This is a genomic window from Streptomyces sp. NBC_00122 (assembly GCF_045160845.1).
Classification (GTDB): domain Bacteria; phylum Actinomycetota; class Actinomycetes; order Streptomycetales; family Streptomycetaceae; genus Streptomyces.
Map to the genome: position 1 here is coordinate 2,968,328 of NZ_CP108191.1, position 24,081 is coordinate 2,992,408.

Sequence of the window (24,081 nt, forward strand, 5' to 3'; positions counted from 1 at the left end):
TCCCGTGACATGCCGGTAGTTGTGGTCAGGGAGGAAGCTCGTCGTGAGCAGCAGGCCATCCCGAGGCGCTGCTCGCCTCGCAGCAATACTCGACGCTCTTCCCGACGCGCTGTTGCTCGTCAACGCCAACGGCACTGTCGTCAACGCCAATTCGATCGCTCTTGAGGTCATGGAGAGCCCCGGCACCGGGCTCGTCGGCCGCGGCGTGCTCGATCTCCTGCCCGAATTCGACTCCAAACTGATCCCCGGCTCCATGCGCCGGCCCGGCGAGGACGACGGCGGCCGAACCAAGCCCACGCGGATGATCGCGCGCCGCACCGACGGCAGCGAGTTCCCCGTCGAGGTCACCAGCGCCCATCTCGACGGCCGCGACGCCTACCGCGAGCCTCAGCCCTACACCGGTGACGAGCTGCTGATGCTCGTCGTACGGGACCTCTCGCAGACGGTGGACACCGAGGCCGAGCTGGCCCGCTCCCAGCGGCAGACCGAGATGATCCTGCGGGCCGCCGCCGAGGGCGTCGTGGGGACGGACACCGAGGGACGGGTGGTGCTGGTCAATCCGGCCGCCGCCCAGATCCTCGGGTACCGCGCCACCGACCTCGGCAACCGCGAACTGCACGGCCTGGTCCTGCACTCGCGCGCCGACGGCTCGCCGTTCCCCTTCGAGGAGTCCCCGCTCGCCGACACCCTGCGCAGCGGGCGCAAGCACCGCGTCCGCGGGCAGGTGCTGTGGAACAAGGCCGGCCAGCCGGTCGCCGTCGACCTGACGACCTCGCCCGTACGGGATGGGGAGCAGCTCGTCGGCGCCGTCATGACCTTCACCGACCGGCGGCCCTACGACGCCCTCGCCGCGCGCCACGCGCAGTTGCTGGCCGTCCTCGGCGACTCGCTGCGCGGCCCGCTGGACGAGCTGCGCGGGGAGCTGGCCACGCTGGCCGCCGACGACGCGGGCCAGCTGTGGCCCGAGGCCAACCAGCTGCTGCACCATCTGGCCGCCGGCTACTCCCGGATGACCACGCTCGTGGACAACGTGCTCGGCTTCCAGCGCCTGGACGCCGGCACCGACCGGCTCACGAAGAAGAAGGCTCTGATCAACGGCGTGGTCACGGCCGGCGTCGACGGCGCGATCGAGCTGATCGGCCCGGGCCGCGCGCAGTTCGCCGTCCACGCGCCGACGATCGAGGCCGAGGTGGACGCGGGCCGGATCGCGACCGCGCTCGCGCACCTGATCGCGGATGTGGCCGGGGTGGACGCCACGGGCAAGACCCGCCAGGGCAGCGGGTACAGCGACTCGACGATCGTGGTGGCTGCCGCCCAGCGCGGCGATGTCGTACGGATCGAGGTGCGCGGGCCGTACGAGGGCGGCGACCCGGTCCACGAGCCGATCGTCCGGGGGATCGTGGCCGCGCACGGAGGCGTGCTGCAGACGGTGGAGGTCCCGGGCGCGCCCGGCGGCGCGTACGTCCTGGAGCTGCCGCTCGGCGCGGGCGCGGGGACGGTCACCCTGCCCGAGCCGGCGGAGGAGCCCCCGGCCGACACGGGCGCCGCGGGCCGGGTATCCGGTGGACGGCGGGCCCGGCGCGGGGTGGACGCCTTCCTGGAGGACGAGGTCGGTTCCGGTGCGCCCGGGGCCGAGAAGGCAGCCGAGGGCGGCGGTGCGCTGGCCCTGCCGTCGGGGCGACGGCGCGCGGGCGAGGCCGGTGGCGAAGGTGAGACGGGGCCGGAGCTCGCGCAGTCCCCGGTGAACCCCGCGGGGCTCGGGACCGGGCGACGCCGTGGCCGCGACGGTGACGGCAGCGGCGAAGGCGGTGCGGGCGGCGCCGGGCAGCCCGTGCCCCCGCAGGGCACCGCCATGCCCGCGCTCGCGCCCGTAGCCGCGGTGCCCCCTGTTCCAGTGACGGAGCATCCCGCAGGGCGGCGGCGGGCACTGGCTCCGGCCGGGCCCGCGCAGACCGGCGGTCCCGTACCGGCGACCGGGCTCGGGCCTGCGCCCGCCCAGGCTCCCGCACGGCCCATCGCTCCCGAGGGCGGCTTCGCGCTGCCCGCCGGCCCGACCCCGGCGCCCTCGGCCCCTTCCGCTCCGCAGGCCCCCGCGATGGCCGGTTCGGCCTCCGCTCCCGCCGAGTCCGAAGCCGACGCCCCCGGCGGGCGGCGTGGCCGCCGGGTGCTGAGCGCGCCCGTCGCCGAGGCCGAAGCCCCCGCCGAGCAGTCGGCCGCGGCCGAAGGTGACCCCGTACATCCCACCGGGCGGCGTCGTGCGCTGCCCGCCACCCCGGCATGGCCGGTTCCGGCGGCCCGGACCGCTCCCGAGGCCGACGAGGCCTCCGGCCCGGTTCCGGTGCCCGGGGCCAGGCAGCCGCAGGACACCCCGGCGGAGGGCCAGGCCGCGCAGCCGATCAGCGTGCGCGCCCTCGGCACCCTCGGCCAGGGCATCTCCGTGGACCCCACCGGTTCCGGTTCCGGTTCCGGATCCGGCCGCCGACGCCGGCTCTCCGAGCCCGCCCCCCAGGGCCGGGCCTTCGCGATAGAGGCCCCCGAGGCGGGCTCCGACGAGGGTCCCGAGCCGCTGGACGGCCCCGGTGGCGCCGTCGAGGTCGTCAACCGTCCCGTGCCACGGCCGGTCGACGACGAGCTCCCGCCGGAGCCGCTGGACAACCCGCGGCGGCTCCTGGTGTGGCCCGCGCCCGACGTACAGACGCAGCAGGCCCTGAGCGACCGTGGATACCGGCCGGTGATCGTGCACTCCCGCGAGGAGGTGGACGCGCAGATCGCCGCGTTCCCCGCCGCGCTGTTCGTGGACCCGCTGACCGGACCGATCACCCGGACCGCCCTGCAGTCCCTGCGCCAGGCAGCGGTGGCCGCAGAGGTGCCCGTGCTGGTCACGGCCGGCCTCGGGCACGCCACGCGCGAAGCGGCGTACGGCGCCGATCCGGCCGTCCTGCTGAAGGCGCTCGCTCCGCGCGACAGCGAGCAGCACCCCTCACGGGTGCTGCTGATCGAGGAGCACGACGAGATCGCGACCGCCCTGACCGCCGCCCTGGAGCGGCGTGGCCTCCAGGTCGCCCGGGCGGGCGCCGACACCGACGCCGTAGAACTCGCGACGCGGATGCGGCCCAACCTGGTCGTCATGGACCTGATGCTGGTGCGCCGCCGGCGGGCCGGGATCGTGGACTGGCTGCGCGCCAACGGGCAGCTGAACCGCACCCCGCTGGTCGTCTACACGACGGCCGGCATCGACTCGTCCGAACTGCCGCGGCTGGCCTCGGGGGAGAGCGTGCTCTTCCTCGCCGAGCGGGCCACGACGGCGGACGTACAGGGCCGCATCGTGGACCTGCTGGCCAAGATCGGCACCAACTAGCGATCCTGGCCCGATGGCCACCATCAACACCACCGAGCAGACCGTCCCCGCCGACAACGGGGAGGTGAACCTGCTGATCGCGCGACAGGTGGAGCCGGGGCACGAGGAGACGTTCGAGGCCTGGGCCCACGGGATCCTGGAGACGGCGGCGAGCTTCCCGGACCACCTCGGATACGGGCTCTTCCGCCCGGCGGTCGAGGGCGGGCCGTGGTTCCTGGTGCACCGCTTCCGCAACCAGGCGGCGTTCCAGCGCTGGCAGGACTCCGCGGAGCGGGCCCAGTGGTTCTCCAACTGCCTCGGCCACCACCACACGGAGATAGCCCGCCGGGAACTGCACGGCATGGAGACGTGGTTCGCCAAGCCGGGTACGACCCGGCCCGCGCCGCCGCGGTGGAAGATGGCGATCAGCTCGGGGCTGGCCATCTTCCCGATCTCGCTGATCGGCAACGCGGTGCTCGGGCCGTACCTGGTGGATCTGCACTTCGTGGTGCGGACGGCGGCCTTCGCCGTCGTCTTCAGCACCCTGATGACCTACGTGGCCATGCCCACCGTCAGCAAGCTGCTGCGGCCATGGCTCACGCGCGGCTAGTCGAGCTTCGTGACGTCCAGCGCGCCGTCCGCGTACTGCTTGCGGATCACCTTCTTGTCGAACTTGCCGACGCTGGTCTTCGGCACCTCCTTGAGGACCGTCCAGCGCTCCGGCAGCTGCCACTTGGCTATCGACTGGCCGAGGAACACGCGCAGTCCCGCGTAGTCCACGGCCGCGCCTTCCTTGAGGACCACGGTGGCCAGCGGGCGCTCGCCCCACTTGTCGTCGGGGACGGCGACGACCGCTGCCTCGGCGACCTCGGGGTGCGCCATCAGCGCGTTCTCCAGCTCCACGCTGGAGATCCACTCGCCGCCGGACTTGATGACGTCCTTGGCGCGGTCGGTGAGGGTGAGGTAGCCGTCGGGACTGATGACGCCGACGTCCCCGGTCTTGAGCCAGCCGTCCGCGCTGAACTTGTCCTCGGGGCGGAAGGGTTCGCCGGACGCGCCGCCGTAGTAGGCGCCCGCGATCCAGTTGCCACGCACCTCCAGTTCGCCCGCCGACTCGCCGTCCCAGGGCAGGTGGTCACCGCCGGGGCCGACCAGGCGGGCCTCGACGCCGGCCGGGAAGCGGCCCTGGGTGAGCCGGTAGGGCCACTCCTCCTCGGCGCTCAGGCCGGCCGGCGGGTGCGCCATCGTGCCCAGCGGGGAGGTCTCGGTCATGCCCCAGGCGTGGCAGACGCGGACGCCGAGCCTGTCGTAGGCCTCCATCAGGGAGGGCGGACAGGCCGAGCCTCCGATGGTGACGTGCTTCATCGAACTCAGGTCGCGCGGGTTGGCGGTGACCTCGGCCAGCAGCCCCTGCCAGATGGTGGGAACGGCCGCGGCGTGCGAGGGCTTCTCCCGCTCGATCATCTCCGCGAGCGGGCCGGGCTGCAGGAAGCGGTCCGGCATCAGCATGTTGATGCCGGTCATGAAGGTGGCGTGCGGCAGCCCCCAGGCGTTCACGTGGAACTGCGGGACCACGACGAGGGAGGTGTCCCTGTCGGTCAGTCCCATCGACTCGGCCATGTTGACCTGCATGGAGTGCAGGTAGATCGAGCGGTGGGAGTAGACGACGCCCTTGGGGTCCCCGGTGGTGCCGGAGGTGTAGCACATGGCGGCGGCCTGGCGCTCGTCCAGCTCGGGCCAGTCGTAGCTGTCGGGACGGCCCGCGAGGAGCTCTTCGTACTCGTGCACGCGCACGTCGAGGCCGTCGAGCGCGGAGCGGTCGCCGATGCCGGAGACCACGACGTGCTCGATGGTCGGCAGGTGCGGCAGCAGCGGCGCCAGCAGGGGCAGGAGCGTGCCGTTGACCAGGACCACCCGGTCGGCGGCGTGGTTGACGATGAAGACCAGCTGCTCGGGAGGGAGCCTCAGGTTCAGCGTGTGCAGGACCGCGCCCATGGAGGGGATCGCGAAGTACGCCTCGACGTGCTCGGCGTTGTTCCACATGAGCGTGGCGACCCGGTCGTCCTGTTGGACACCGAGCTCGTCGCGCAAGGCGTTCGCGAGGCGGGTGGCGCGGATACCGATCTCGGCGAAGCTGCGGCGGTGCGGCTCGGCCTCCCCGGTCCAGGTCGTGACCTGGGACTTCCCGTGGATGGTCATCCCGTGTCGGAGTATGCGGGTGACGAGGAGCGGTACGTCCTGCATGGTGCTCAGCAAAGCGTCCTCCCGGTGAGCGCTGCGGCGCTGCGGCGGCTACGGATGCAGCAGATTCTGCGCACGTACCGGTCGGCATGTCACTACCCGGGGGTAGAAACCTGGGCGGTGTTTCACGTGAAACATCGTCTGGTTTCACGTGAAACACCTTCCGGCTCACCTGACGGGAGTGAGCTCCGGGTCCTCGCGAAGCTTGACCAGCGCGCGGGAGACGGCGCTCTTGACCGTGCCGATCGAGACCCCCAGCAGTTCGGCGGTCTGCGCCTCGCTGAGGTCCTCGTAGTACCGCAGGACGACCATGGCTCGCTGCCGGTCGGGCAGCCGGGTCACCGCACGCCACATCGCGTCGCGCAGGGCCTGCGCCTCCGCGGGGTCGGCGGCGGGGTACTCCTCGCTCTCCGGGAGCTCGTCGCAGGCGAACTCGTCGACCTTGCGCTTGCGCCACTGGGAGGTGCGGGTGTTGACCAGGGCCCGCCGGACGTAGCCGTCGAGGGCCCGGTGGTCCTCGATGCGGTCCCAGGCCATGTACGTCTTCGCGAGGGCCGTCTGGAGCAGGTCCTCGGCGTCGCACGGGTTGGCGGTCAGGGAGCGCGCAGTGCGCATGAGGACCGTGCCGCGGGTCCTGACGTACGCCGAGAACGACGGGTACGGCGTCGGGTTCGAGGCGAGCGTGCACACAGGCGTGGTCATGGCTCCACGCTAGGAGCGCACGCTCCTCCTGGGATCGGCCGCAAGTGCCGAAGGGGGGTCCACCTCAGGTTGTAGGGCCGGGACGGGCTCCACCTCCTGAAGGTGGAGGAGGCGGAACCCGGCGGCTTACGGGATCTCAGCCGTCGGCGCCGAGGATCAGCCCGGACGTCGGCACCCCGGTGCCCGCTGTGACGAGTACGTGCTCGGCCCCCGCGGCCTGGTTGACGGAGGTTCCGCGCAGCTGACGGACGGCCTCCGCGATGCCGTTCATGCCGTGCAGGTACGCCTCCCCGAGCTGGCCGCCATGAGTGTTCAGCGGCAGTGCGTCCGCGGCCACGAACTCGGCGGCCTCGCCGGGCCCGCAGAAGCCGAACTCCTCCAGCTGCATGAGCACGAAGGGGGTGAAGTGGTCGTAGAGGATGCCGACGTCGATGTCCGAGGGCCGCAGCCCGCTGGTCCGCCACAACTGGCGCGCGACCACGTCCATCTCCGGCAGCCCGGTGAGGTCGTCCCGGTAGAAGGAGGTCATGCCCTCCTGGCGCCGGCCGGCGCCCTGCGCGGCAGCGGCGATCACGGCGGGCGCGTGCCTCAGGTCGCGTGCCCGCTCGGCCGTGGTGACGACGAGGGCCTGACCGCCGTCGGTCTCCTGGCAGCAGTCCAGCAGCCGCAGCGGTTCCACGATCCAGCGCGAGGCGGCATGGTCGGCGAGCGTGATGGGCTTGCCGTGGAAGTACGCGGCCGGGTTGTTCGCGGCGTTCCGGCGGTCGGTGACCGCGACGTGTCCGAACGCCTCGGGGGTGAGGTTGTACGTGTGCAGGTAGCGCTGGGCGGTCATGGCCACCCAGGAGGCGGGTGTCAGCAGCCCCCAGGGCAGCGACCAGCCGAGCGCCGCGCCCTCCGCCGAGGGCTCCCGCTGCTGGACTCCGGAGCCGAAGCGGCGCCCGGAGCGCTCGTTGAAGGCGCGGTAGCAGACCACGACCTCCGCGACCCCGGTGGCGACGGCGAGGGCGGCCTGCTGGACGGTGGCGCAAGCCGCGCCGCCGCCGTAATGGATGCGGGAGAAGAAGGACAGGTCCCCGATGCCGGCCGCCTGGGCGACGGTGATCTCGGGGCTGGTGTCCATCGTGAAGGTGACCATGCCGTCGACGTCGGCGGGGGTGAGCCCGCCGTCGTCGAGAGCGGCGTGCACGGCCTCGACGGCAAGCTTGAGCTCGCTGCGGCCGGAGTCCTTGGAGAACTCGGTCGCTCCGATGCCGACGATGGCGGCGCGGCCACCGAGCTCGTCCCGGGTGCGGACGCTCATGCCGGCACCTCCGCGGTGACCGTCCCCGTGACGTGGTGGCCGACCCCGTTCGCGCCGACGACACGGATCTCGACGGTGTTGCCGGCCACCGCGGCGACGGTGCCGGTCAGGGTCATCGTGTCGCCCGGGTAGTTGGGGGCGCCGAGGCGGATGGCCACCTTGCGCAGGACGGCCTGCGGCCCGAGGTGATCCGTGATGTACCGGCCCACCAGGCCGTTCGTGGTGAGGATGTTCATGAAGATGTCCGGGGAGCCCTTCTCCCGCGCGAGCGAGGCGTCGTGGTGCACGTCCTGGTAGTCGCGGGAGGCGATCGCGCCCGCGACGATCAGGGTGCGGGTCACCGGTATCTCCAGCGGCGGGAGCTCCTCGCCGACTCTCAACGCGCCGACCATGACTCAGCCCTCCTGCGCCAGTACGGCGCCCAGTTCGGCCAGCAGCTCGCTGCCGCAGCCCAGATACGCGTCCAGCTGGCGCCCCCACAGGAAGTGCCGGTGCACGGGATGGTCCAGATCGGCTCCCATGCCGCCGTGCAGGTGCTGGCCCGCGTGCACGACCCGCTTGCCCGCCTCCGAGGCCCACCAGGCCGCCGTCAGCGCGTGTTCTCGCGCCGCGAGTCCCTGGTCGATGCGCCAGGCCGCCTCGTACGCCGTCACCCGGATCGCCTCGGTGTCCATGTAGGCGTCGGCCGCGCGCAGCATGACCCCCTGGTTGGTGGAGAGCGGCCGGCCGAACTGCTCGCGGGTGGACGTGTACTCCACGGCCCGGGCGAGCGAGCCTGCGCAGACGCCCGCCTGGAGCCCGGCGAAGGCGGTGCGGGCGGCGGCGAGCGTGTCCTCGTAGGCGTCCTGGTGGGCTCCGGCGGCCCCGACGCGTTCGGCCTCGGCTCCGGTCAGCGTCAGCCGGCCCGCCGACCAGGGGGCGGTGGTCTCCACCGGGGAGGTCCGTACGCCCGGCGCGTCCGTCCGTACGAGCCACAGCACGCGGTCCGCGTCCGGGACCAGTACGTGTGTGGCCTCGCGCAGCCAGGGCACCGCGGGGGCGATGCCGGTGAGCCGGCCGTGCTCGGCGGTGATCCGGCCGCGGGCCGGGAAGACCCCGGTGGCCACCGCCTCGCCGGTGCCGAGTGCGGGCAGCAGGCGGGCGCGCTGCTCGTCGCTGCCGTGCGCGGCCAGGGGGAGCACGCCGTACGCGCAGGTGGCGGCGTAGGGGACCTGTGCGGTGGTGCGGCCCTGTTCTTCCAGCAGCAGGACCAGGCCGAGCAGGCCGATGTCGTGGACGGCGGCGATCAGTCCGGAGGTGGCGAGAGCCTTCCACAGCTCGGCGTCGCTGCCGGTGCCCGCGGCGGCCAGGCGTTCGTGGGTGGCGAGGTCGCCGAAGATCTGGGCGGCGAGGCCGGCCGCGGCGGCCTGCTCCTCGGTGGGGTGGAAGTCCATCAGCCCTCGTTCCCGCGGAAGACGGGGAGTTCGAGGTCGTCGTCGACGCGCAGGAACTCCAGCTGGACGGGCAGGCCTATGCGCACCTTGTCGTAGGGGACGCCGGTGATGTTGCTGATCATCCGGACGCCCTCCGCGAGCTCGACGAGCGCGACCGCGTATGGAGGGTCGAAGGCCGGGAAAGGCGGGTGGTGCATGACGACGTAGCTGAACACCGTGCCGGCGCCCGACGCCTCGACCGTGTCCCAGTCGGGCGAGGAGCAGGCATTGCAGCCGGGCAGCCACGGGAAGCGGAGGGTGGCGCAGGATGTGCAGCGCTGGATCAGCAACCTGTGGTCCCGGACCCCGTCCCAGAAGCCCTGGTTGTCGCGGTTGACCACGGGACGGGGCCGCCGGACGGTGGGTTTGTCCCGTCGGGCCGCGGGCGCGTACTTGAGGATCCGGAAGCGGTGGGTGCCGGCGAGCTCGCCGTCCACGCGGACGTCCGTGCGGGTGGTCACGAAGTGGCCGGTGCCCAGCTTGGTCGTCTTGCGCGGGGAGACGGACTCGATGACGGCGTCGAAGGTGACGGCGTCGCCGGGCCGCAGCGGGCGCAGGTACTCCTGCTCGCAGTCGGTTGCGACCACGGAGGTACAGCCCGCGCCGTCGAGGAGCGCGAACAGCTCGTCGTAGGCGGACGACCGGTCGGTGTGGCCGGAGAGACCGCCCATCGTCCAGGCCTGGAGCATGGTGGGCGGGGCGATAGCGTCCGGACCGCTGTAGGCGGGGTTCGCATCGCCCATCGCCTCGCACCAGTGGCGGATCATCGGCTCGTTGACCGCGTCCTTGCCCCGGCCGGCGGTCGCGGCGGGCTGCCCCTCGAATGACGTGAGCAGCTCGTGGAAACGGGCCGCTTCCTCGGCTGTGCCGGTTGCGTACGCCGTCATCGCTTCCTCCCCTTCATGCCGAGCCGCATCATGGCGACGATCTCCCGCTGGACCTCGCTGACCCCACCGCCGAAGGTGTTGATCTGCGCGGCCCGGTTCATCCGCTCCAGCTCGCCGTCCGCGAAGGCCGCGGGCCCCCGGATCAGGGCCTCCTCGCCCACCACCTCCTGGCACATCCGGTACACCTCGACGGTGGATTCGGTGCCGAGGAACTTGACGCCGCTGGCATCTCCGGGGGCCAGGGTGCCGCCGCCCACGTCCTGGACGAGGCGCCAGTTCAGGAGGCGTACGGCGGCCAGCCTGGCGTGGGCCTCCGCGAGCCGGGACCGCACCCAGGGCAGGTCAGCGGGGCGGTCGCCGGTGACCGGGTCGCAGGTGCGGGCGTGGGCGAGGGCGGCTTCGTAGAAGTCCTCGGCCTGCATGCCGATGGCGGCGAGGGCCACGCGCTCGTGATTGAGCTGGTTGGTGATCAGGCCCCAGCCGCCGTGCTCGGGGCCGACGAGGTTGCCGGCCGGCACGCGGACGGAGTCGTAGTACGTCGCCGTGGTGGTGAGCCCTCCGACGGTGTCGATCGGGGTCCAGGAGAAACCGGCGGCGTCGGTGGGCACCAGGATGATCGAGATGCCCTTGTGCTTGGGGGCCTGCGGGTCGGTGCGGCAGGCGAGCCAGATCCAGTCCGCGTTCTGGGCGTTGGAGGTGAAGATCTTCTGCCCGTCGATCAGCCAGTCGCCGCCCTCCCCGTTGTCGCCGCCCTCGCTGCTGTTTCCGCCCTCGCCCCCTTCGTCGCGCTGTCGGACGGCGCGCGTGCGCAGCGAGGCGAGGTCGGTACCGGCCTCGGGCTCGGAGTAGCCGATGGCGAAGATGATGTCGCCCTTGAGGATCCGGGGCAGGAAGTAGTCCTTCTGCTCCTGGGTCCCGTACTTCATCAAGGTCGGACCGACGGTGTTGAGCGTGACCATGGAGACGGGGGCTCCGGCCCGGTACGCCTCGTCGAAGAAGACGAACTGCTCGTCGGGGCCACGGCCTTGGCCGCCGTACTCGACGGGCCAGCCGAGGCCGAGCAGGTCGTCCGCGCCGATGCGGCGCAGCAGTTCGCGCTGGCGGGCCGGGTCCTCGGGGAGACCGTCCGGCATGAGTTCCTGGAAGTACTCCCGCAGTTCGGCGCGCAGCCGCAACTGACCTTCGGTCGGGGCGAGGTGCACGGCGCTGGCCTCCCGGCATCGCATCATCGAGTCGGACCTGACTGTCCGTCAGATTCACCCGCGGTGTCAAGGTCGGGTGGCGGAGGACGACGACGCGGATCGGGCCCGGGCATGCGCGAGGGCGCCTGCGCTACCGGACCCCAGCCGGTCCGGTCGCACAGGCGCCCTCAACAGTCGGAGCAGCTCAGGCCTCCACTACCACCAGGGGTGGAAGTTGACCGCCACGTTCGCGTTGGACTGGTCGATCGCGGTGAGGGCCGAGCCGTTGACCTGCGCGTTGTTGTTCTGGTTGGAGGCGCCGGAGCCGGTCGCCACCTGCTGCGACGTGGAGGAGTTGCCTTGGTTGTCGCCCCCAACGCCGCTGCCGATGACGCTGGCGACGCTCGCATTCGATCCGTCGTTCGCGAAGGCGCCGTTGTCGGCCGATGCCGCCCCGCCGAAGAAGGCGACGGCGAGGGGCAGCGCGGCGACTGCGGCGATGACGCGGGCGGTACGGATGCTTGCCATGTCTGAATCCTCCAGAAAACCGAAGTGGGAATCGCTCCGAGGCAGTTGGCCGACCGCCTCTGTCCTTCCGTGTGGTGACGACGTCGCGACACCAGGGTTGCCCACCGAATTCCCGGCGAACCACCCCTGACCGAACGATTCCCCCGCAAGCATGACCAACCTGGGATAAACCCCAATCACGCCCCCTGAGCCCCAGGTCAGACACCCAGAACCCTCTGAAACTCCTGCCTCACCGACGATGAACCGTTTCACCGGATTGCCGTGACCCGGACATGCCGAAAGGGGCCGCGCCGTCCGGGGAACCCCACCGTCTCCCGGGCCTGCGGCCCTGCAATGCCAAGCTTTGCGCCCCCTGCGCGCCCCGGCGCCCGCCGGGGCAATTCATCCGCGCCCCGCTCCGGAGGCACGCGGCGCGATCCGCGGTCACGCATGACCGGGCTCCAGCGCCTCTTCCCACTCCTGGTCCTGCTCGCGTACGTGTTTCTGTCCGGTGGCGGCGCGTGCGCCGGCGAAACCGGGTCCTGCGACTGCGGTACGGGCCTAGGCGGCGAGCGCGAGCCCGTCCCGGGCGGCTCCGGCGGAGGCTGCGGCGAGGACTCCGGTCGCGGCTGCGGTCGTGCCTCCGGTGGTGGCTCCCGTCGTGGCAGCGACCTGGGATCCGGCCGTGGATCGGGCCGCGGATCCGACAAGGGTCAGGGCCTGGTCAGTGGTTCCCTGACCGGCGCCCATGGCCGCGGCGGTGGTGGACCGGCGGACGGACGGGGTCTTGCCGTGCGCCTCGGCGCGGATCCGCTGCTTGATGGTCGGCGGGAGCGAACCTCCCCGCATCATCGCCCGCCAGGTCCGCCGGGCCGTGAAGGCCGGGCGACGCACCACGGCGGCCGGGCCGGCGGGGGCCGCGGCAGAGGCGGCGGCCGGAGCGGCCTTACCGGCGAGACCGAGGGAGGAGAGGACCGCCACGAGCGCGGCGAGGACGGAAGTCCAGATCGACAGGAGGATGCTGCGGTGAGCCATGACGGGTGCCTCGTTTCAGGATGTTCCGACGGGCGGATCTGAATACATTCGTCATGATGTGGCCGCAACCGCACCGCCCCCACGACCCGCGCCGATCTTCCGACAAACACCACCCGGAAGGCCCAAGGACCGCCAACGGAGAAGGGGTGTCCGCAGATGGGAACACCCCTTGCGGCCTGCGCCGCTGCCGCCCTGCGAGGCGGTCGTTGCAGCGCGCTCACCTCGCTGACCTGCGGAAAGCCCTTCGACGACGCTGATCGCCGGAACCCGGGCTACCTCTGGGGGACAAGCCCCGGCGTGGGCACTCCGCCAAGCACGCTCGGGGCATGCAGGCAAGCGGAAAATCCCGTCGCACGCCTTACCTCGACGGAGAACACTTCCGGACACGGGAACGGACATCCACGGGTTCATCGAGTGCCGCTGCGATCGCCGGCTGGACGAGGAAGACCGCAGCTGGCACGGGGCCATCGACCTCACTCATCTCTACAACGGGCGCTCCTACGCCGCCCTCGGTTGCCTGTTCGGCGTGCGCGACACCCTCGACCGCTTTGCCGATCTCGCGGGCCTCACTGACCCCCACGCTCTCTACCGCGCGGGCCGCACCTACCCCGAGCGCACCGAGTGGCCCGACGGCGATCGCCTCTTCCGCATCGGCCGCCTCCGACGGAAGGACGTCGTGCCCGACAGCGACTGGGGTGCCGTCTGGTCGGTGATGCGCACTCTGACCGGCCTGCACGGCGACGAGGGCGTACGCCTGGTCGTCTGGTTCGAGCTGACTCCGCCCGTCACGGCGCGCGGCCGAGTGGGAATCCATGCTGCTCGCGCGGGAAAGCGTCAGGTCGTTCGAAACAGAAGGGGTGCCACCGGATCGGTGGCACCCCTTCTGAGCTGGGCCTTGGCCCTGCCTGGCGGTGGGTGTGGGATTTGAACCCACGGTGACTCGCGCCACGACGGTTTTCAAGACCGTTCCCTTAGGCCGCTCGGGCAACCCACCTGGCCGGTACAGAGTACCGGCCAGGTGGGGATGGCGGGGGAAGGTACGGGTCAGGCGGTCTGAGCCTTGTCGTAGGCCGCCTTGGCTTCGTTGCCGAAGTACGGGCCGTACATCCGGTTCGGCAGGAAGTTGTAGCCGAAGCTGTTCACCGAGACCTGGGTGCCGAGGCCGGTGGCCTCGTTGAAGTCCTGGAACCAGGGCCCGCCGCTGGAGCCACCGGTCATGTTGCAAGCCAGGCTGTGGTCCTTGGTCAACAGGAAGTCCTTGCCGCTGTTGCCGCTGCAGTAGACGAGCTTGGTGCCGTCGTACGGGGCCGCCGCCGGGAAGCCGAAGGAGTACATCTTCTTGCTGTATCCACCGTTGAAGAGGATGCCCTGGGCTCCGACAGCCTGGCTGAGGGTCTGCCCGTTCAGCGGGGCGACGACGGCGAGGCCCACGTCCATGTTCATGTCCTCGCTGGCCGCCCACTGGCCGGTGGCGAAGGTCTTCGTGGCCGACCACTGGCCGTAGGGCGCGCTGCCGTTGTTGTAGGCGGGGACGAACACCCAGTTGGCGTGCCAGGCGCCCTGGTACTTCACGCAGTGGCCGGCCGTGATGACCGTGCTGCCGTTGGCGCTGGTGATCGAGTCACCGGAACAGGAGGCGGTCCGGTCCCCCATGGTGAAGAAGACCCGGCCCGAGGTCTTCACGACCGCGCCGGAACCCGTCCAGGCGCCGCCCGCCTGCGGGAAGGACGTGGGTGAGGCCGCCAGGGACGACGAGGACGCCGTAGGCGGAACGCTGGTGGGCGCGGCCGAGGTCGCGACCGGCGTCCGGGCCACGCCGGGGGCCGCCGTGACGTCGAGCGGGGTGGCGCTCCTCATGCGCTCGGCGGTCCAGAAGCCCTGGACGTGCTGCTGCCGGAAGGACACGGGAGCGTCCGCCGCGATCGAGGGAGTGGCCGCTGTCAGGACGCCCGCGATCAGGGCGCCTGCCGATAAGAGGACGGATGCGGCGGTGCGATGACGATTCACGCATGACTCCTTCTGCCGTGCCCGGTCCTGTCGGTCGGACCAGGGCAGGGTGGGGGTGAAGAACGGTCGGTGCGGATCGGCTGTGCCATGTGCGCTGCGCTGTGTGCGCCGTGCCGTGTGTGCTGTGCGCGCCGTGCGGCTTGCCGGGCAGAGTGGCACGGCCGCGCGTCATTGTCAGCGGGCAGTCAGAACGTTCGGTCGGTTCCGGCCACGAATTGGCCAACTCCCTTCCGTCAAGGCGTCATACGGTGAGCAGCACGCCCACGTACGAGACCCCGGCGACCACCACCCAGGCTCCGAGCCCGAGCGCCGCGGCCCGCCCGCCCGTCCGGGCCAGCGTCGGCAGGTGCACCGCGCTCCCCAGACCGAACAGGGCGGCCGCGAGCAGGGCCTCCTGCACCGTGTGTGCCCACTCCAGTGCCACGTCCGGAAGTGCTCCCGTGGCGCGCAGAGCCGCCGCGGCCAGGAACCCGGCCACGAACAGCGGCACCGGGGCCGGACGGCGGCCCGAGGCCGTGCGTACCCCGCGCCGCCGGGCCCGTACGGCGAAGGCCACGGCCGCGACCAGCGGGGCGAGCAGGGCCACCCGCATCAGCTTGACCAGAACCGCCTCGCCGAGCGCGCCGGGTCCGGCCGACTGCGCGGTGGCCACCACCTGGCCGACGTCGTGGACGCTCGCGCCGACCCACCGCCCGAAGGCAGGGTCAGAGAGCCCCAAGGGCCCTTGCAGAAGGGGGAGTACCGCGATGGCGAGGGTCCCGCACAGGGTCACCAGCGCCACCGAGGCGGCCACGTCCTCCTCGTCGCTGCCGGACACCTCGCTCACCGCGCCGATCGCCGAGGCCCCGCAGATCGAGTACCCGGTGGCGATCAACAACGGCTGGTCGCCCGGGAGTCCGAGGCGGCGGCCCAGCCAGAAGGTCCCGAAGAACGTGGCCGCGACCACCCCGGCCACCATGGCCACCGTCACCCAGCCGAGCCGGAGGACCTGGTCCAGCCCCAGGCCGAGGCCCAGCAGGACGATACCGATCCGCATCAGCCGCCGGCCCGCCAAGGACAGGCCGGGGCGTGCACTGCCGCGTACGAAAGTCCGTAGGCCGGGAAGGTGCGCCGCTGCGATGCCGAGCACCACCGACGCGGTCAGCATGGGTACGGCCGGCACCGCCCGATGGATGCACCAAGCCGCCAACGCTCCGCCCGCGGCTGCCGCCAACCCCGGCCAGGGAGTGGATGTTTCACGTGAAACACGCGGGGCCGCCACACCCTGAGGGCGGTGGAGGAGGGCCATCAGTCGACGGGAAGCGTGTAGACGCGACGGATGCTGGTCCCCAGCCGGGACACGTCGGCCCCATACACGTGCAGGGATATCGCCTTCGTGCGACAGGAGTTGCGCACCTTGTGGATGTCACCGGGCGGGGCGAATCCGCAGACCTCCCCCTGGCCGTTGACGACGTCCTCGGTGGCCACCAGCCGGGCGGCGTCGGCTCCGGGTGAGAGCCGGTAGCGGCGTTCGCTCTCCTCGCCCTGGTGCACCCCGGCCACACACCACGACACGTGGTCGTGGATGCAGGTCTCCTGGCCCGGCAGCCAGACCAGCGCCACCACGGAGAAACTGCCGTCCGACTCGGCGTGCAGGATGTGCTGCCGGTACCGCTCCGGGTCGCCTTCCTGCTGTTCCGGGGTCAGCAGGTCGGGGGCACCCAGGTGCGGGGCGAGGCGTTCGCCCACCAGGTACGCGGTCAGGTCGGGAGCCAGACCTCGGTCCACGACCCTGCGGATCTCACTGACGAGGGCGGCCATCCTCGCGGTCGTACGGGCCGGCGTGGTGGTGGTCATATCTGCAGCGTGCTGCCGCCGATCCATCACGTCCAACGACAGTTTTGACCTGAAATCCCAAGTACCGCTTATGGATTGGTCAGCAGCCGACCCGGTTTGCCGCCACCCGCTTCAGCGCGTCGAGCACCACGGCGGTCGCCGGGATGCGCAGGTGGTCCCGGTAGACGTAGGCGGCGATGTGCCGGCGCGCGGCGGGCTGGAGTGCCCGCCCGCAAACCCGGCTCAGGGAGAGCGAGGGAAGCACCAGCGCGGGCATCATCGCCACGCCCAGCCCCTGTGCGACCAGGCTCTGCACCACCAGGTTGTCGTCGGTGGCGAAGCGGATGTCCGGCACGAAGCCCAGCTCCGCGCACTCGTGCAGCAGGTTGGCCCGGCAGCGCGGGCAGCCCGCTATCCAGCGCTCCTCGGCGAGGTCGGCGAGGTGAACGGCGCGGCGCCGGGCCAGTGGGTGCCCGGTCGGGAGCAGCACCGTCAGCTGGTCCTCCAGCAGCCTGACCTCGGTCACCTCCTCCGGGACCTCCTCGTGCAGCCCGGGATAGGTGAAGGCCAGGGTGATGTCGCACCCCCCGCGCTCCAGCCGGCGCATCGACTCCGGAGGCTCCCCCTCCAGCAGTTCCACCTGCACGCCGGGGTGCTCCTTGGCCAGACCGCTCAGGGCTTCCGCGACGAGGGTGGCGTTGGCGCTGGGAAAGCCGCACAGGCGGACCCGGCCCGTGCGCAGGCGCGCGTACGCCTTCAGCTGGGCCTCGGCGGCGGAGAGGCTGCCGAGGATCGTCTCGGCGTGCCGGGAGAGGGATTCCCCGGCCTCGGTGAGCTGCATCTTGCGGCCCACGCGGGTGAACAGCGGGGTTCCCACGGCGCGTTCGAGCGCCTTCATCTGCTGCGTGATGGCGGGCTGGGTGTAGCCCAGCACTCGGGCGGCCGCCGAGTAGGAGCCGGCGGCGACTACCGCATGGAACGTCCGGATGTGCCGGGAATCGAACACCCTTGAAGCATAAGCGGACGTTGGGAGGGGCCGTAGGCGGTATTTCGCCACGACCCCTCGGCCTCAAGCCACTGATTCCGGCCGCGCGGCCGTCACTTGTCCCCGGTTCCTGTCCCGACCACTCGTCCCGGCGCCTCGTCCCGACTGCTCGTCCCGACTGCTCGTCCCGACTGCTCGTCCCGACTACTTGTCCCCGACCCGCGAGCCGAGGGTGATGTCGACCGTGGTCGGCTTGCCGCTGCGCAGATAGGTCAGCTTGACCGTGTCGCCCGGCTTGTAGGTCCAGATCATGCTGATGAGGCTCGGGCCGCTGTCGACCGGCTTGCCGCCGAACTCGGTGATGATGTCACCGGGCTTGAGGCCCGCCTTGCCGGCCGGGCCGTTCGGGTCGACCAGGTCGTTGGCGGGTGCGCCCTGCTCGGAGATCTTGGCGCCCTCGGCCTTGGCCTGGAGGTCCACGGAGACCGAGATCACCGGGTAGACCGGCTTGCCCGTCTTGATCAGCGACTCGGCGACGTTCTTGGCCTGGTTGATCGGGATGGCGAAGCCGAGGCCGATCGAACCGGCCTGGCCGCCGCCGAAGCCGCCGTTGCCCGCCGACTGGATCGCCGAGTTGATGCCGATGACCGCGCCGCGCCCGTCGAGGAGCGGGCCGCCGGAGTTGCCCGGGTTGATCGAGGCGTCCGTCTGGAGCGCGCTCATGTACGAGTTCTTGCTGCCGGAGCCGTCGCCCGAGGCGACCGGGCGGTTCTTCGCGCTGACGATGCCCGTGGTGACCGTGTTGGACAGGCCGAACGGGGCGCCGATCGCGATGGTGGCGTCACCGACCGCGACCTTCTCGGAGTCACCGAGCGGCAGCGGCTTGAGGCCGGGCGGCGGGTTCTTCAGCTTGAGGACGGCGACGTCGTAGCCCTGGGCCCGGCCCATCACCTCGGCGTCGTACTTCTTGCCGTCGGAGAAGGTGGCGGTGAGCTTGCCACCGTTCGCGGCGGAGGCCACGACGTGGTTGTTGGTGAGGATGTGGCCCTGCTGGTCGTAGACGAACCCGGTGCCGGTTCCGCCCTCGCCGTCGCCGGCCGAGGCCTCGATGGTGACCACGCTGGGCAGCGCGCCGGCGGCCAGGCCCGCGATGGACCCGGCTTCCCGCTTGAGCTCCTTCGGCGTGTTGCCCGCGCTGATCGTGGTCGAGCCGGTGCCGTTCTCGCTGCGGTCCGCGGCCCAGTAGCCGACGCCGCCGCCGATGCCGCCCGCCAGGAGGGCCGCCACGAGCACGGCCGCGATCAGGCCGCCCTTGCCCTTCGGCTTGGCCGGCGGGGTGCCGTCCGCGCCCAGGGGAACGCCCCAGGCGCCGCCGTGCCCACCGCCCGCACCGTACGCGGGCACCGTGGGCGGCGGGGGCGGCCAGCCCTCGGCTCCGTGGGCGGCCGGGGCGTGCGGCTGCGCCGGCGTCTGACCGTAGGCCGGGGCCGCGGGGGCAGGCATAGGCGCCGGAGTGGGCGGGATCTGCTGGGTCGGCTCGGTGCCGGGCGCGGGCGTCGGCGGCAGCTGCTGGGTCACCGGCTCGACGGCCTCCGGTTCCGGGGCGCCCTGGGGCACGGCCGGAGCCGCGGCGGCAGGCGCGTCCGCCGGCTGCGGAGCCGACACGGGCGCCGGTCCGGAAACCTGCGTCTCGGAGGCCTGAGCAGGGGGTGCAGACGGGGCCGCGGGGGGTGTCGGGGCCGCGGTGCCCTCGTTCTCGGTGCTCACAGCGCTCTCTCCTCGTCACACACGGCTTCAGAAATCTCTGGCGATATCGGTCCGACTGAACGTTCGACGTGCCGCACAAGTTCCTGGGCAAAGCCTTTCCCATGACCCGTCAGAGCACTGTAAGCCGGACCTGTGCATCTCCCCCCATTCTTTATATCCGACATTTCAAACGCATCCCCAGTACCCGATCCCGACGCCGGGCGGCCTGTCGGTGGCACCATGACCCAGTGACCCACGCAACGCCGCGCCCCATCCAGGTCGTCGCCCACCGCGGCGCCTCGGAGGATGCCCCCGAGCACACCCTGGCCGCCTACCGCCGGGCCATCGAGGACGGCGCCGACGCGCTCGAATGCGATGTCCGGCTCACCGCCGACGGCCATCTGGTCCTGGTCCACGACCGTCGGGTGAACCGCACCTCCAACGGGCGCGGCGCGGTCTCCGCCCTTGAGCTGGCCGATCTCGCCGCCCTCGACTTCGGCTCCTGGAAGGACCGAGAAGAGTCCCCCGACTGGGACGCGGACCCCGAGCTCACCTCCGTCCTCACCCTGGAGCGCCTGCTGGAGCTGGTCGCCGACGCCGGACGGCCGGTGCAGCTCGCGATCGAGACGAAGCACCCGACCCGCTGGGCCGGACAGGTGGAGGAGCGCCTCCTGTTCCTCCTCAAGCGGTTCGGCCTGGACGCCCCGCCCGCCGAGGGCCCGCACCCGGTGCGGGTCATGAGCTTCTCCGCACGCTCCCTGCACCGGGTGCGGGCGGCCGCCCCGACGATCCCGACCGTGTACCTGATGCAGTTCGTCTCGCCCCGGATGCGCGACGGCCGGCTGCCCGCCGGGGTGAAGATCGCCGGGCCTGGGATGCGCATCGTGCGCAACCACCCCGGATTCATCCGCAAGCTCCAGGACGCCGGTCATTCCGTACACGTGTGGACGGTGAACGAGTCGGAAGACGTTCAGCTGTGCGCTGATCTAGGTGTAGAAGCGATCATTACGAACAGACCACGCCAGGTTCTGTCCCAACTCGGGCGCTGATGTCCCGTTTTACGCACCACCCCCTCCCACCCCACTGGTGACAGGGTGTGCCCCGGCGCATCCGATCCGCATTCGTTCGGCGTGAATGCGTCAGAGGGCTCCGCATGGGCGGTTTCCGGTCCAGGCCATTGGGGCATCCAGACCATGCGTGGGGCTAAGGAGGTTCCGGGGGTGGCGTTGGTGGTGGCACAGGAAGTGCCCACGTCGTCGTACATGGATGTACGCCATGGTCCTGCGGGCGTGGGCGAGGCACGACAGCGGATGCGCGAGCAGTTGCGTATCAGCGGGTTGTCCGAATCGGTCGTGGACGATGCCGTACTGATCCTTTCCGAACTGCTCAGCAACGCTTGCCGACACGGCAGGCCACTGGGCACGCGGGAAATCGGGGACGGGGAGATACGCGCCGCATGGCGCGTCGACACAGCGGGGCGACTGACGGTCGAGGTCACGGACGGGGGCGGGCCCACTCGCCCTGTTCCTTCCACGCCCTCGGTCACCGCGCGCGGTGGACGGGGGCTGAACATCATCAGCGCCTTGGCCCAGGACTGGGGTGTCCGGGACGGAGCGGCGGGTGAGGTCACGGTGTGGGTGATCGTTGCCTGTGGGCCCCGGCACGACGATTTCGCTACGCGCGTTGCGCCCCCGGCGATCGACTTCAGTACGGCCTTCGACGATCTGGATCCGTGAAACCGGGATCCACGATCTCGGCGGTCATCACATCGGTCATCCCAGTAATACCGGTCATCCGCACAGGCGGCCGCCCGGGAGCGCACGCCGACCGTGCTCCCGGCCGCACCCCACCGGTTCCGGCGGTACGAACGGCTAGGCTCGCGCCCAGACACGACGCCGTACCGCCGCAACCGGGAGACACCCACGATGGCCAAGAAGCGCCCCACAGCCAAGACTGCAAAGCCGCAGCTCAACAACGGTGAGATCCCGGTGGTGGGCGCCCGCGAACCCTGCCCCTGCGGATCGGGGCGCCGCTACAAGGCCTGTCACGGCGCAGCCGCCGCACACGCCGTCACCGAGCACGTGCAGCGCCCCTTCGAGGGCCTGCCGGGTGAATGCGACTGGGTCGCGCTGCGCGAACTGGTCCCCGCGGCCACCGTTCCGCTGACCCTCAAGGGCGGCCTGCCCGAGGGCGTCCCCTCCGTCACGCTGGTCACCGTGCTCCCCATGGCCTGGCCGGCGCTGCGCCGCGAGGACGGTTCCGTCCTGCTCGGCCTGCAGAACGACTCCTCCACCGGGGACCTCGGCCGCGACATGGCCGACACCCTGGAGCGGGCGCTCGCAGCGGAGCCCGGTACTCCGATCGCGGCCCGCCGGGTTCCGGCCGAGGGACCGCGGCTTCAGGATCTCCTGGACGCCGACGGCGGTTTCGAGCCGGTTGTGCACAGCGGCTTCGAATTCTGGATTCCGGAATCGGAGAGCGCCCAGAGCGCCTCCCCGGAGATCGCCGCCTCGCTGGAGCGCGCCAACGCCGCCGCCATTCCCACCGTCAAGCTGGCCGGTGTCGACTCGGCCTACTGGTGCGAGACCCCGGAGAAGAACCACCTGCGCTGGGTCATGCCGCACCCCGAGGAGAAGCTGCTCGACGCCCTCGCGCGGCTGCACGCGGCCGGCACGTCCTCGCTCGGCGAGGGCACCCGACTGGTCGGCTCCTTCCGTGCCCACGGCCTGATGGTCCCGGTCTGGGACCTGCCCACCGGGGTCACGGCGGACGACGTCGAGAAGCCCGCGGCGGAGTTCGCCGAGCGGCTGGCAACAGCCCTGGCCTCGGACGCACCGCTGACCACGGAGGAGCGCCGGGCGCGCGGCGGGCTCACCAACCGCCAGGTCACGCTCAGCTGACCCCCACTCACGCGCAGGTCCGGTGACGGGAGTCACAACTCCCGCTAATCGTCTGCAAATCGGTGTCTGAATATCAGAGATCGAATTTGCGTACAGGCGATCTCTTGTTACCGTTCTTGTAGCCCGGTCGCTGGTGCATCCCCCGTCGCCAGCGACCGGGCCCTTCCATTTCCGGCGGTACTCAACCGTCACCCGGTGCCGCTGAGTTGCTCCCGGACCGGAGCAGTAGCCGCCCTTCATCATCCGGAACTGCAAATTCCGCTACGGCGGAGTAGCTCTCCGGCGCGCCGGCCGAATCCTCCTTTGGCGTCTCGCACAGACCCGGCTCGTCGCCCTCGCCGACCGTGCACCGGATCTGCACCGTGCGCCCGGCCGGCCCCATCACCGCGAGCACCACCTCCAGAGCGCGACCACTGGTGTTTCTGTAGTAACTCCGGCCCCACGTCTGGCCCTCACCCACCAGGACGCAGGTCTGCGCCTCCACGCCGTGCGGCGAGGACAGTTCGGGGCCGCACCGGGAATCGGTGCGGGGCTGCTCGGCCGGGCCGGGCCGCTCGGGCCCGGCCGGCGCCGCCGAAGGCGCGGGCGGCGCAGGAGACGTACGCGACGGACCCGACGCGTCCGAAGGGCCCGAAAGCCCGAGCGTCGAAAACAAGCCGCCGCCTTTTCCGTCATCCCGACCGGAAAAATCCGGCCCGGCGATCGCTCCTGCGAGCGGGAGCGACAAGATGATCAGCACACCGGTGCCGATACCGATCAGGCGGAGATTCATTCGCCGAAGATAGCGATGCCGGAATGGGGCACGGAGATGCCCGCGCCCAATTCCCTTGCAAACTCGTCCCGCTGGCACCCGTACGAGTGATCAGCCGATCCGGAGCAGGTCAGTACGCGAGCCTGCTGCCGCCACCCGGGGCACCGCTGCTCGCCTCGACCAGCGCGTCAACGACCGCCTCGACCTCGGGCAGCCAGATATCCGGCGCGCGCACCGGCCCCACCGGCCCAACAGGTCCCGCCTGCGCCGAAAGCGGTTCCCGTTCCCACCGCACCTGGCCACCGCTGGACGCGGCAGAGGGCGGCAGCAGGAGATAGCCGCCCTCACCGTGGAAACGCAGCGAGGACGGGACGTGGTCCTTGGCGTAAAGGAGTTCGCCCAGCCGCTCCAGCGAGTACGGCGCCACCAGCAGCGACCAGCGCGTGGGCGTGGCCACGACCGGCCCGAGCCGCATGCCTTGCGCGTCCAGCCGCACGAGGGCCCGCGCGGCCGCACCGGCCGGGAGGCTCACCGCGCACGGAGCGGTCCCACCGGTCGCCATCAGGACAGGGGCGGTGGGCCGGTTGGTCCACCACCAGGCCACCATCCGGGGGTCGGTGGTGGCAGCGAGCAGCCCCGGGTCGAAGGGGTGCGCGCCGGGGACGACGCATTCGGGGTCGGGGCAGGCGCAGCGCGAGCCGTCCGTGGCGGACCGGCCGACGCCGGGCAGCACGGGCCATTGCCATGTGGTGGCGCAGGTGAGCGCCGCGTCGAGGAGGGCCGGCGTTCCGCCGGTCTCTTCCGGGTCGGAGCGCAGTGATTGAAGACGATCGCGGAGCCGCTGGAGACGCCTTCCGAGGATCTCGCGCATGAGCGCTCGTTCCTTTCCGTTGAACGTCGAGGGCCACATCACACCATGTGAGCGGTGTCTCACCACACGTACACGTTTCGCGTCACTGTCCGCAATAAGCAGGTTCACACGGTTCGTGCAGTTTTCTTACGGGTCCATCAAACGTCGGGCGGGGGAGGAGCGCGACCCGCACCGGAAACCGGGACCGGCTGCCGCCGCTAAGGACGGCGACCCGTGCCGGACGGTTCCCGGCGCCTGCCCGGGCAGTGCCGAAGCGGCGCCAACTGGCTACGAGCACTACCGATTACGTACCCGAACCCCCTGTAGAGCCCGTCCAGTCGACCGCAAAAACCGTCTGCTTC

22 protein-coding genes and 1 tRNA gene are annotated in these 24,081 nt (G+C 71.4%); 6 read left to right on the forward strand and 17 right to left on the reverse strand.

Annotation, left to right across the window (positions count from 1 at the left end; genetic code table 11):
- Positions 1-43 precede the first annotated feature (43 nt).
- Together OG737_RS14015 and OG737_RS14020 are read left to right on the forward strand one after the other, a co-directional pair.
- The gene (locus OG737_RS14015; protein ID WP_405679512.1) at positions 44-3,358 is read left to right on the forward strand and encodes a PAS domain-containing protein; all 3,315 of its coding nucleotides are present in this window, start codon (positions 44-46) and stop codon (positions 3,356-3,358) included.
- A gap of 13 nt (positions 3,359-3,371) precedes the next feature.
- The gene (locus OG737_RS14020) at positions 3,372-3,947 is read left to right on the forward strand and encodes an antibiotic biosynthesis monooxygenase (protein ID WP_328926505.1); all 576 of its coding nucleotides are present in this window, start codon (positions 3,372-3,374) and stop codon (positions 3,945-3,947) included.
- Here OG737_RS14020 and OG737_RS14025 read toward each other — a convergent pair.
- From OG737_RS14025 to OG737_RS14065, 9 genes are all read right to left on the reverse strand, one after another.
- Positions 3,944-5,593, reverse strand: a complete 1,650-nt coding sequence (locus OG737_RS14025; protein WP_405921580.1) for a long-chain fatty acid--CoA ligase — start codon at positions 5,591-5,593, stop codon at positions 3,944-3,946. The genes OG737_RS14020 and OG737_RS14025 overlap by 4 nt on opposite strands.
- A gap of 153 nt (positions 5,594-5,746) precedes the next feature.
- On the reverse strand, positions 5,747-6,280 hold the full coding sequence (locus OG737_RS14030; RefSeq protein WP_328926507.1) for a SigE family RNA polymerase sigma factor: 534 nt from the start codon (positions 6,278-6,280) through the stop codon (positions 5,747-5,749).
- A gap of 136 nt (positions 6,281-6,416) precedes the next feature.
- Positions 6,417-7,583, reverse strand: coding sequence for a lipid-transfer protein (locus tag OG737_RS14035; RefSeq protein ID WP_405679506.1), 1,167 nt, complete (start codon positions 7,581-7,583; stop codon positions 6,417-6,419).
- Positions 7,580-7,963 (reverse strand): MaoC family dehydratase, encoded by a 384-nt coding sequence (locus OG737_RS14040; protein ID WP_328930343.1) that lies wholly within the window; start codon positions 7,961-7,963, stop codon positions 7,580-7,582. The genes OG737_RS14035 and OG737_RS14040 overlap by 4 nt, the downstream gene beginning before the upstream one ends.
- 15 nt (positions 7,964-7,978) lie before the next feature.
- Positions 7,979-9,016 carry an acyl-CoA dehydrogenase family protein gene (locus OG737_RS14045; protein WP_328926509.1) on the reverse strand — a complete coding sequence of 346 codons (1,038 nt, stop codon included), beginning with the start codon at positions 9,014-9,016 and terminating at the stop codon, positions 7,979-7,981.
- Positions 9,016-9,942, reverse strand: a complete 927-nt coding sequence (locus OG737_RS14050; protein ID WP_405679504.1) for a bifunctional MaoC family dehydratase N-terminal/OB-fold nucleic acid binding domain-containing protein — start codon at positions 9,940-9,942, stop codon at positions 9,016-9,018. The genes OG737_RS14045 and OG737_RS14050 overlap by 1 nt, the downstream gene beginning before the upstream one ends.
- Entirely contained in the window at positions 9,939-11,144 is a 1,206-nt protein-coding gene (locus tag OG737_RS14055) for an acyl-CoA dehydrogenase family protein (protein ID WP_328926511.1), read from the reverse strand. The genes OG737_RS14050 and OG737_RS14055 overlap by 4 nt, the downstream gene beginning before the upstream one ends.
- 195 nt (positions 11,145-11,339) lie before the next feature.
- Complete coding sequence (locus OG737_RS14060; RefSeq protein ID WP_328926512.1) at positions 11,340-11,651, reverse strand: hypothetical protein; 312 nt, start codon at positions 11,649-11,651, stop codon at positions 11,340-11,342.
- A 540-nt stretch (positions 11,652-12,191) separates the two neighbouring features.
- Positions 12,192-12,665 carry a DUF6344 domain-containing protein gene (locus OG737_RS14065; RefSeq protein WP_405679501.1) on the reverse strand — a complete coding sequence of 158 codons (474 nt, stop codon included), beginning with the start codon at positions 12,663-12,665 and terminating at the stop codon, positions 12,192-12,194.
- Between the two features lie 526 nt (positions 12,666-13,191).
- On the opposite strand from OG737_RS14065, the gene OG737_RS14070 reads away from it, so the two are divergent.
- Positions 13,192-13,593 carry a hypothetical protein gene (locus OG737_RS14070; protein ID WP_405679499.1) on the forward strand — a complete coding sequence of 134 codons (402 nt, stop codon included), beginning with the start codon at positions 13,192-13,194 and terminating at the stop codon, positions 13,591-13,593.
- On the opposite strand, the gene OG737_RS14075 is transcribed toward OG737_RS14070, so the two are convergent.
- The 6 genes from OG737_RS14075 to OG737_RS14100 form a co-directional block, all read right to left on the reverse strand.
- Positions 13,572-13,659 (reverse strand) — tRNA-Ser (locus OG737_RS14075). The genes OG737_RS14070 and OG737_RS14075 overlap by 22 nt on opposite strands.
- A gap of 50 nt (positions 13,660-13,709) precedes the next feature.
- The gene (locus OG737_RS14080) at positions 13,710-14,672 is read right to left on the reverse strand and encodes a trypsin-like serine peptidase (protein ID WP_405921581.1); all 963 of its coding nucleotides are present in this window, start codon (positions 14,670-14,672) and stop codon (positions 13,710-13,712) included.
- A gap of 241 nt (positions 14,673-14,913) precedes the next feature.
- Complete coding sequence (locus OG737_RS14085) at positions 14,914-15,960, reverse strand: putative sulfate exporter family transporter (RefSeq protein WP_328926516.1); 1,047 nt, start codon at positions 15,958-15,960, stop codon at positions 14,914-14,916.
- A complete protein-coding gene (locus tag OG737_RS14090) occupies positions 15,960-16,508 on the reverse strand; it encodes a cysteine dioxygenase family protein (protein WP_328926517.1) in 549 nt (182 codons plus the stop codon). Before OG737_RS14090 ends, OG737_RS14085 begins: the two co-directional genes overlap by 1 nt.
- Before the next feature lie 79 nt (positions 16,509-16,587).
- Entirely contained in the window at positions 16,588-17,493 is a 906-nt protein-coding gene (locus tag OG737_RS14095; RefSeq protein ID WP_328926518.1) for a LysR substrate-binding domain-containing protein, read from the reverse strand.
- A gap of 183 nt (positions 17,494-17,676) precedes the next feature.
- Complete coding sequence (locus OG737_RS14100) at positions 17,677-19,239, reverse strand: S1C family serine protease (protein WP_405679496.1); 1,563 nt, start codon at positions 19,237-19,239, stop codon at positions 17,677-17,679.
- 227 nt (positions 19,240-19,466) lie between these two features.
- On the opposite strand from OG737_RS14100, the gene OG737_RS14105 reads away from it, so the two are divergent.
- The 3 genes from OG737_RS14105 (at position 19,467) to OG737_RS14115 (ending at position 22,118) form a co-directional block, all read left to right on the forward strand.
- Entirely contained in the window at positions 19,467-20,267 is an 801-nt protein-coding gene (locus OG737_RS14105; protein ID WP_328926520.1) for a glycerophosphodiester phosphodiesterase, read from the forward strand.
- 171 nt (positions 20,268-20,438) lie between these two features.
- Positions 20,439-20,954: an ATP-binding protein gene (locus OG737_RS14110; protein ID WP_405921582.1), complete on the forward strand. Its 516-nt coding sequence runs from the start codon at positions 20,439-20,441 to the stop codon at positions 20,952-20,954.
- A 189-nt stretch (positions 20,955-21,143) separates the two neighbouring features.
- On the forward strand, positions 21,144-22,118 hold the full coding sequence (locus OG737_RS14115; protein WP_328926521.1) for a DUF5926 family protein: 975 nt from the start codon (positions 21,144-21,146) through the stop codon (positions 22,116-22,118).
- 181 nt (positions 22,119-22,299) lie between these two features.
- Here OG737_RS14115 and OG737_RS14120 read toward each other — a convergent pair whose 3' ends face one another.
- Both OG737_RS14120 and OG737_RS14125 read right to left on the reverse strand, forming a co-directional pair.
- Positions 22,300-22,890 carry a hypothetical protein gene (locus tag OG737_RS14120; RefSeq protein WP_328926522.1) on the reverse strand — a complete coding sequence of 197 codons (591 nt, stop codon included), beginning with the start codon at positions 22,888-22,890 and terminating at the stop codon, positions 22,300-22,302.
- Between the two features lie 109 nt (positions 22,891-22,999).
- Positions 23,000-23,740, reverse strand: a complete 741-nt coding sequence (locus tag OG737_RS14125; protein WP_328926523.1) for a bifunctional DNA primase/polymerase — start codon at positions 23,738-23,740, stop codon at positions 23,000-23,002.
- Positions 23,741-24,081 lie beyond the last annotated feature (341 nt).

Bases quoted from the DNA above. Each gene is read 5' to 3' on its own strand.
- OG737_RS14020 (WP_328926505.1), top strand. From the start codon at position 3,372: ATGGCCACCATCAACACCACCGAGCAGACCGTCCCCGCCGACAACGGG.
- OG737_RS14030 (WP_328926507.1), bottom strand. From the start codon at position 6,280: ATGACCACGCCTGTGTGCACGCTCGCCTCGAACCCGACGCCGTACCCG.
- OG737_RS14035 (WP_405679506.1), bottom strand. From the start codon at position 7,583: ATGAGCGTCCGCACCCGGGACGAGCTCGGTGGCCGCGCCGCCATCGTC.
- OG737_RS14045 (WP_328926509.1), bottom strand. From the start codon at position 9,016: ATGGACTTCCACCCCACCGAGGAGCAGGCCGCCGCGGCCGGCCTCGCC.
- OG737_RS14050 (WP_405679504.1), bottom strand. From the start codon at position 9,942: ATGACGGCGTACGCAACCGGCACAGCCGAGGAAGCGGCCCGTTTCCAC.
- OG737_RS14060 (WP_328926512.1), bottom strand. From the start codon at position 11,651: ATGGCAAGCATCCGTACCGCCCGCGTCATCGCCGCAGTCGCCGCGCTG.
- OG737_RS14065 (WP_405679501.1), bottom strand. From the start codon at position 12,665: ATGGCTCACCGCAGCATCCTCCTGTCGATCTGGACTTCCGTCCTCGCC.
- OG737_RS14085 (WP_328926516.1), bottom strand. From the start codon at position 15,960: ATGGCCCTCCTCCACCGCCCTCAGGGTGTGGCGGCCCCGCGTGTTTCA.
- OG737_RS14090 (WP_328926517.1), bottom strand. From the start codon at position 16,508: ATGACCACCACCACGCCGGCCCGTACGACCGCGAGGATGGCCGCCCTC.
- OG737_RS14115 (WP_328926521.1), top strand. From the start codon at position 21,144: ATGGCCAAGAAGCGCCCCACAGCCAAGACTGCAAAGCCGCAGCTCAAC.
- OG737_RS14120 (WP_328926522.1), bottom strand. From the start codon at position 22,890: ATGAATCTCCGCCTGATCGGTATCGGCACCGGTGTGCTGATCATCTTG.
- OG737_RS14125 (WP_328926523.1), bottom strand. From the start codon at position 23,740: ATGCGCGAGATCCTCGGAAGGCGTCTCCAGCGGCTCCGCGATCGTCTT.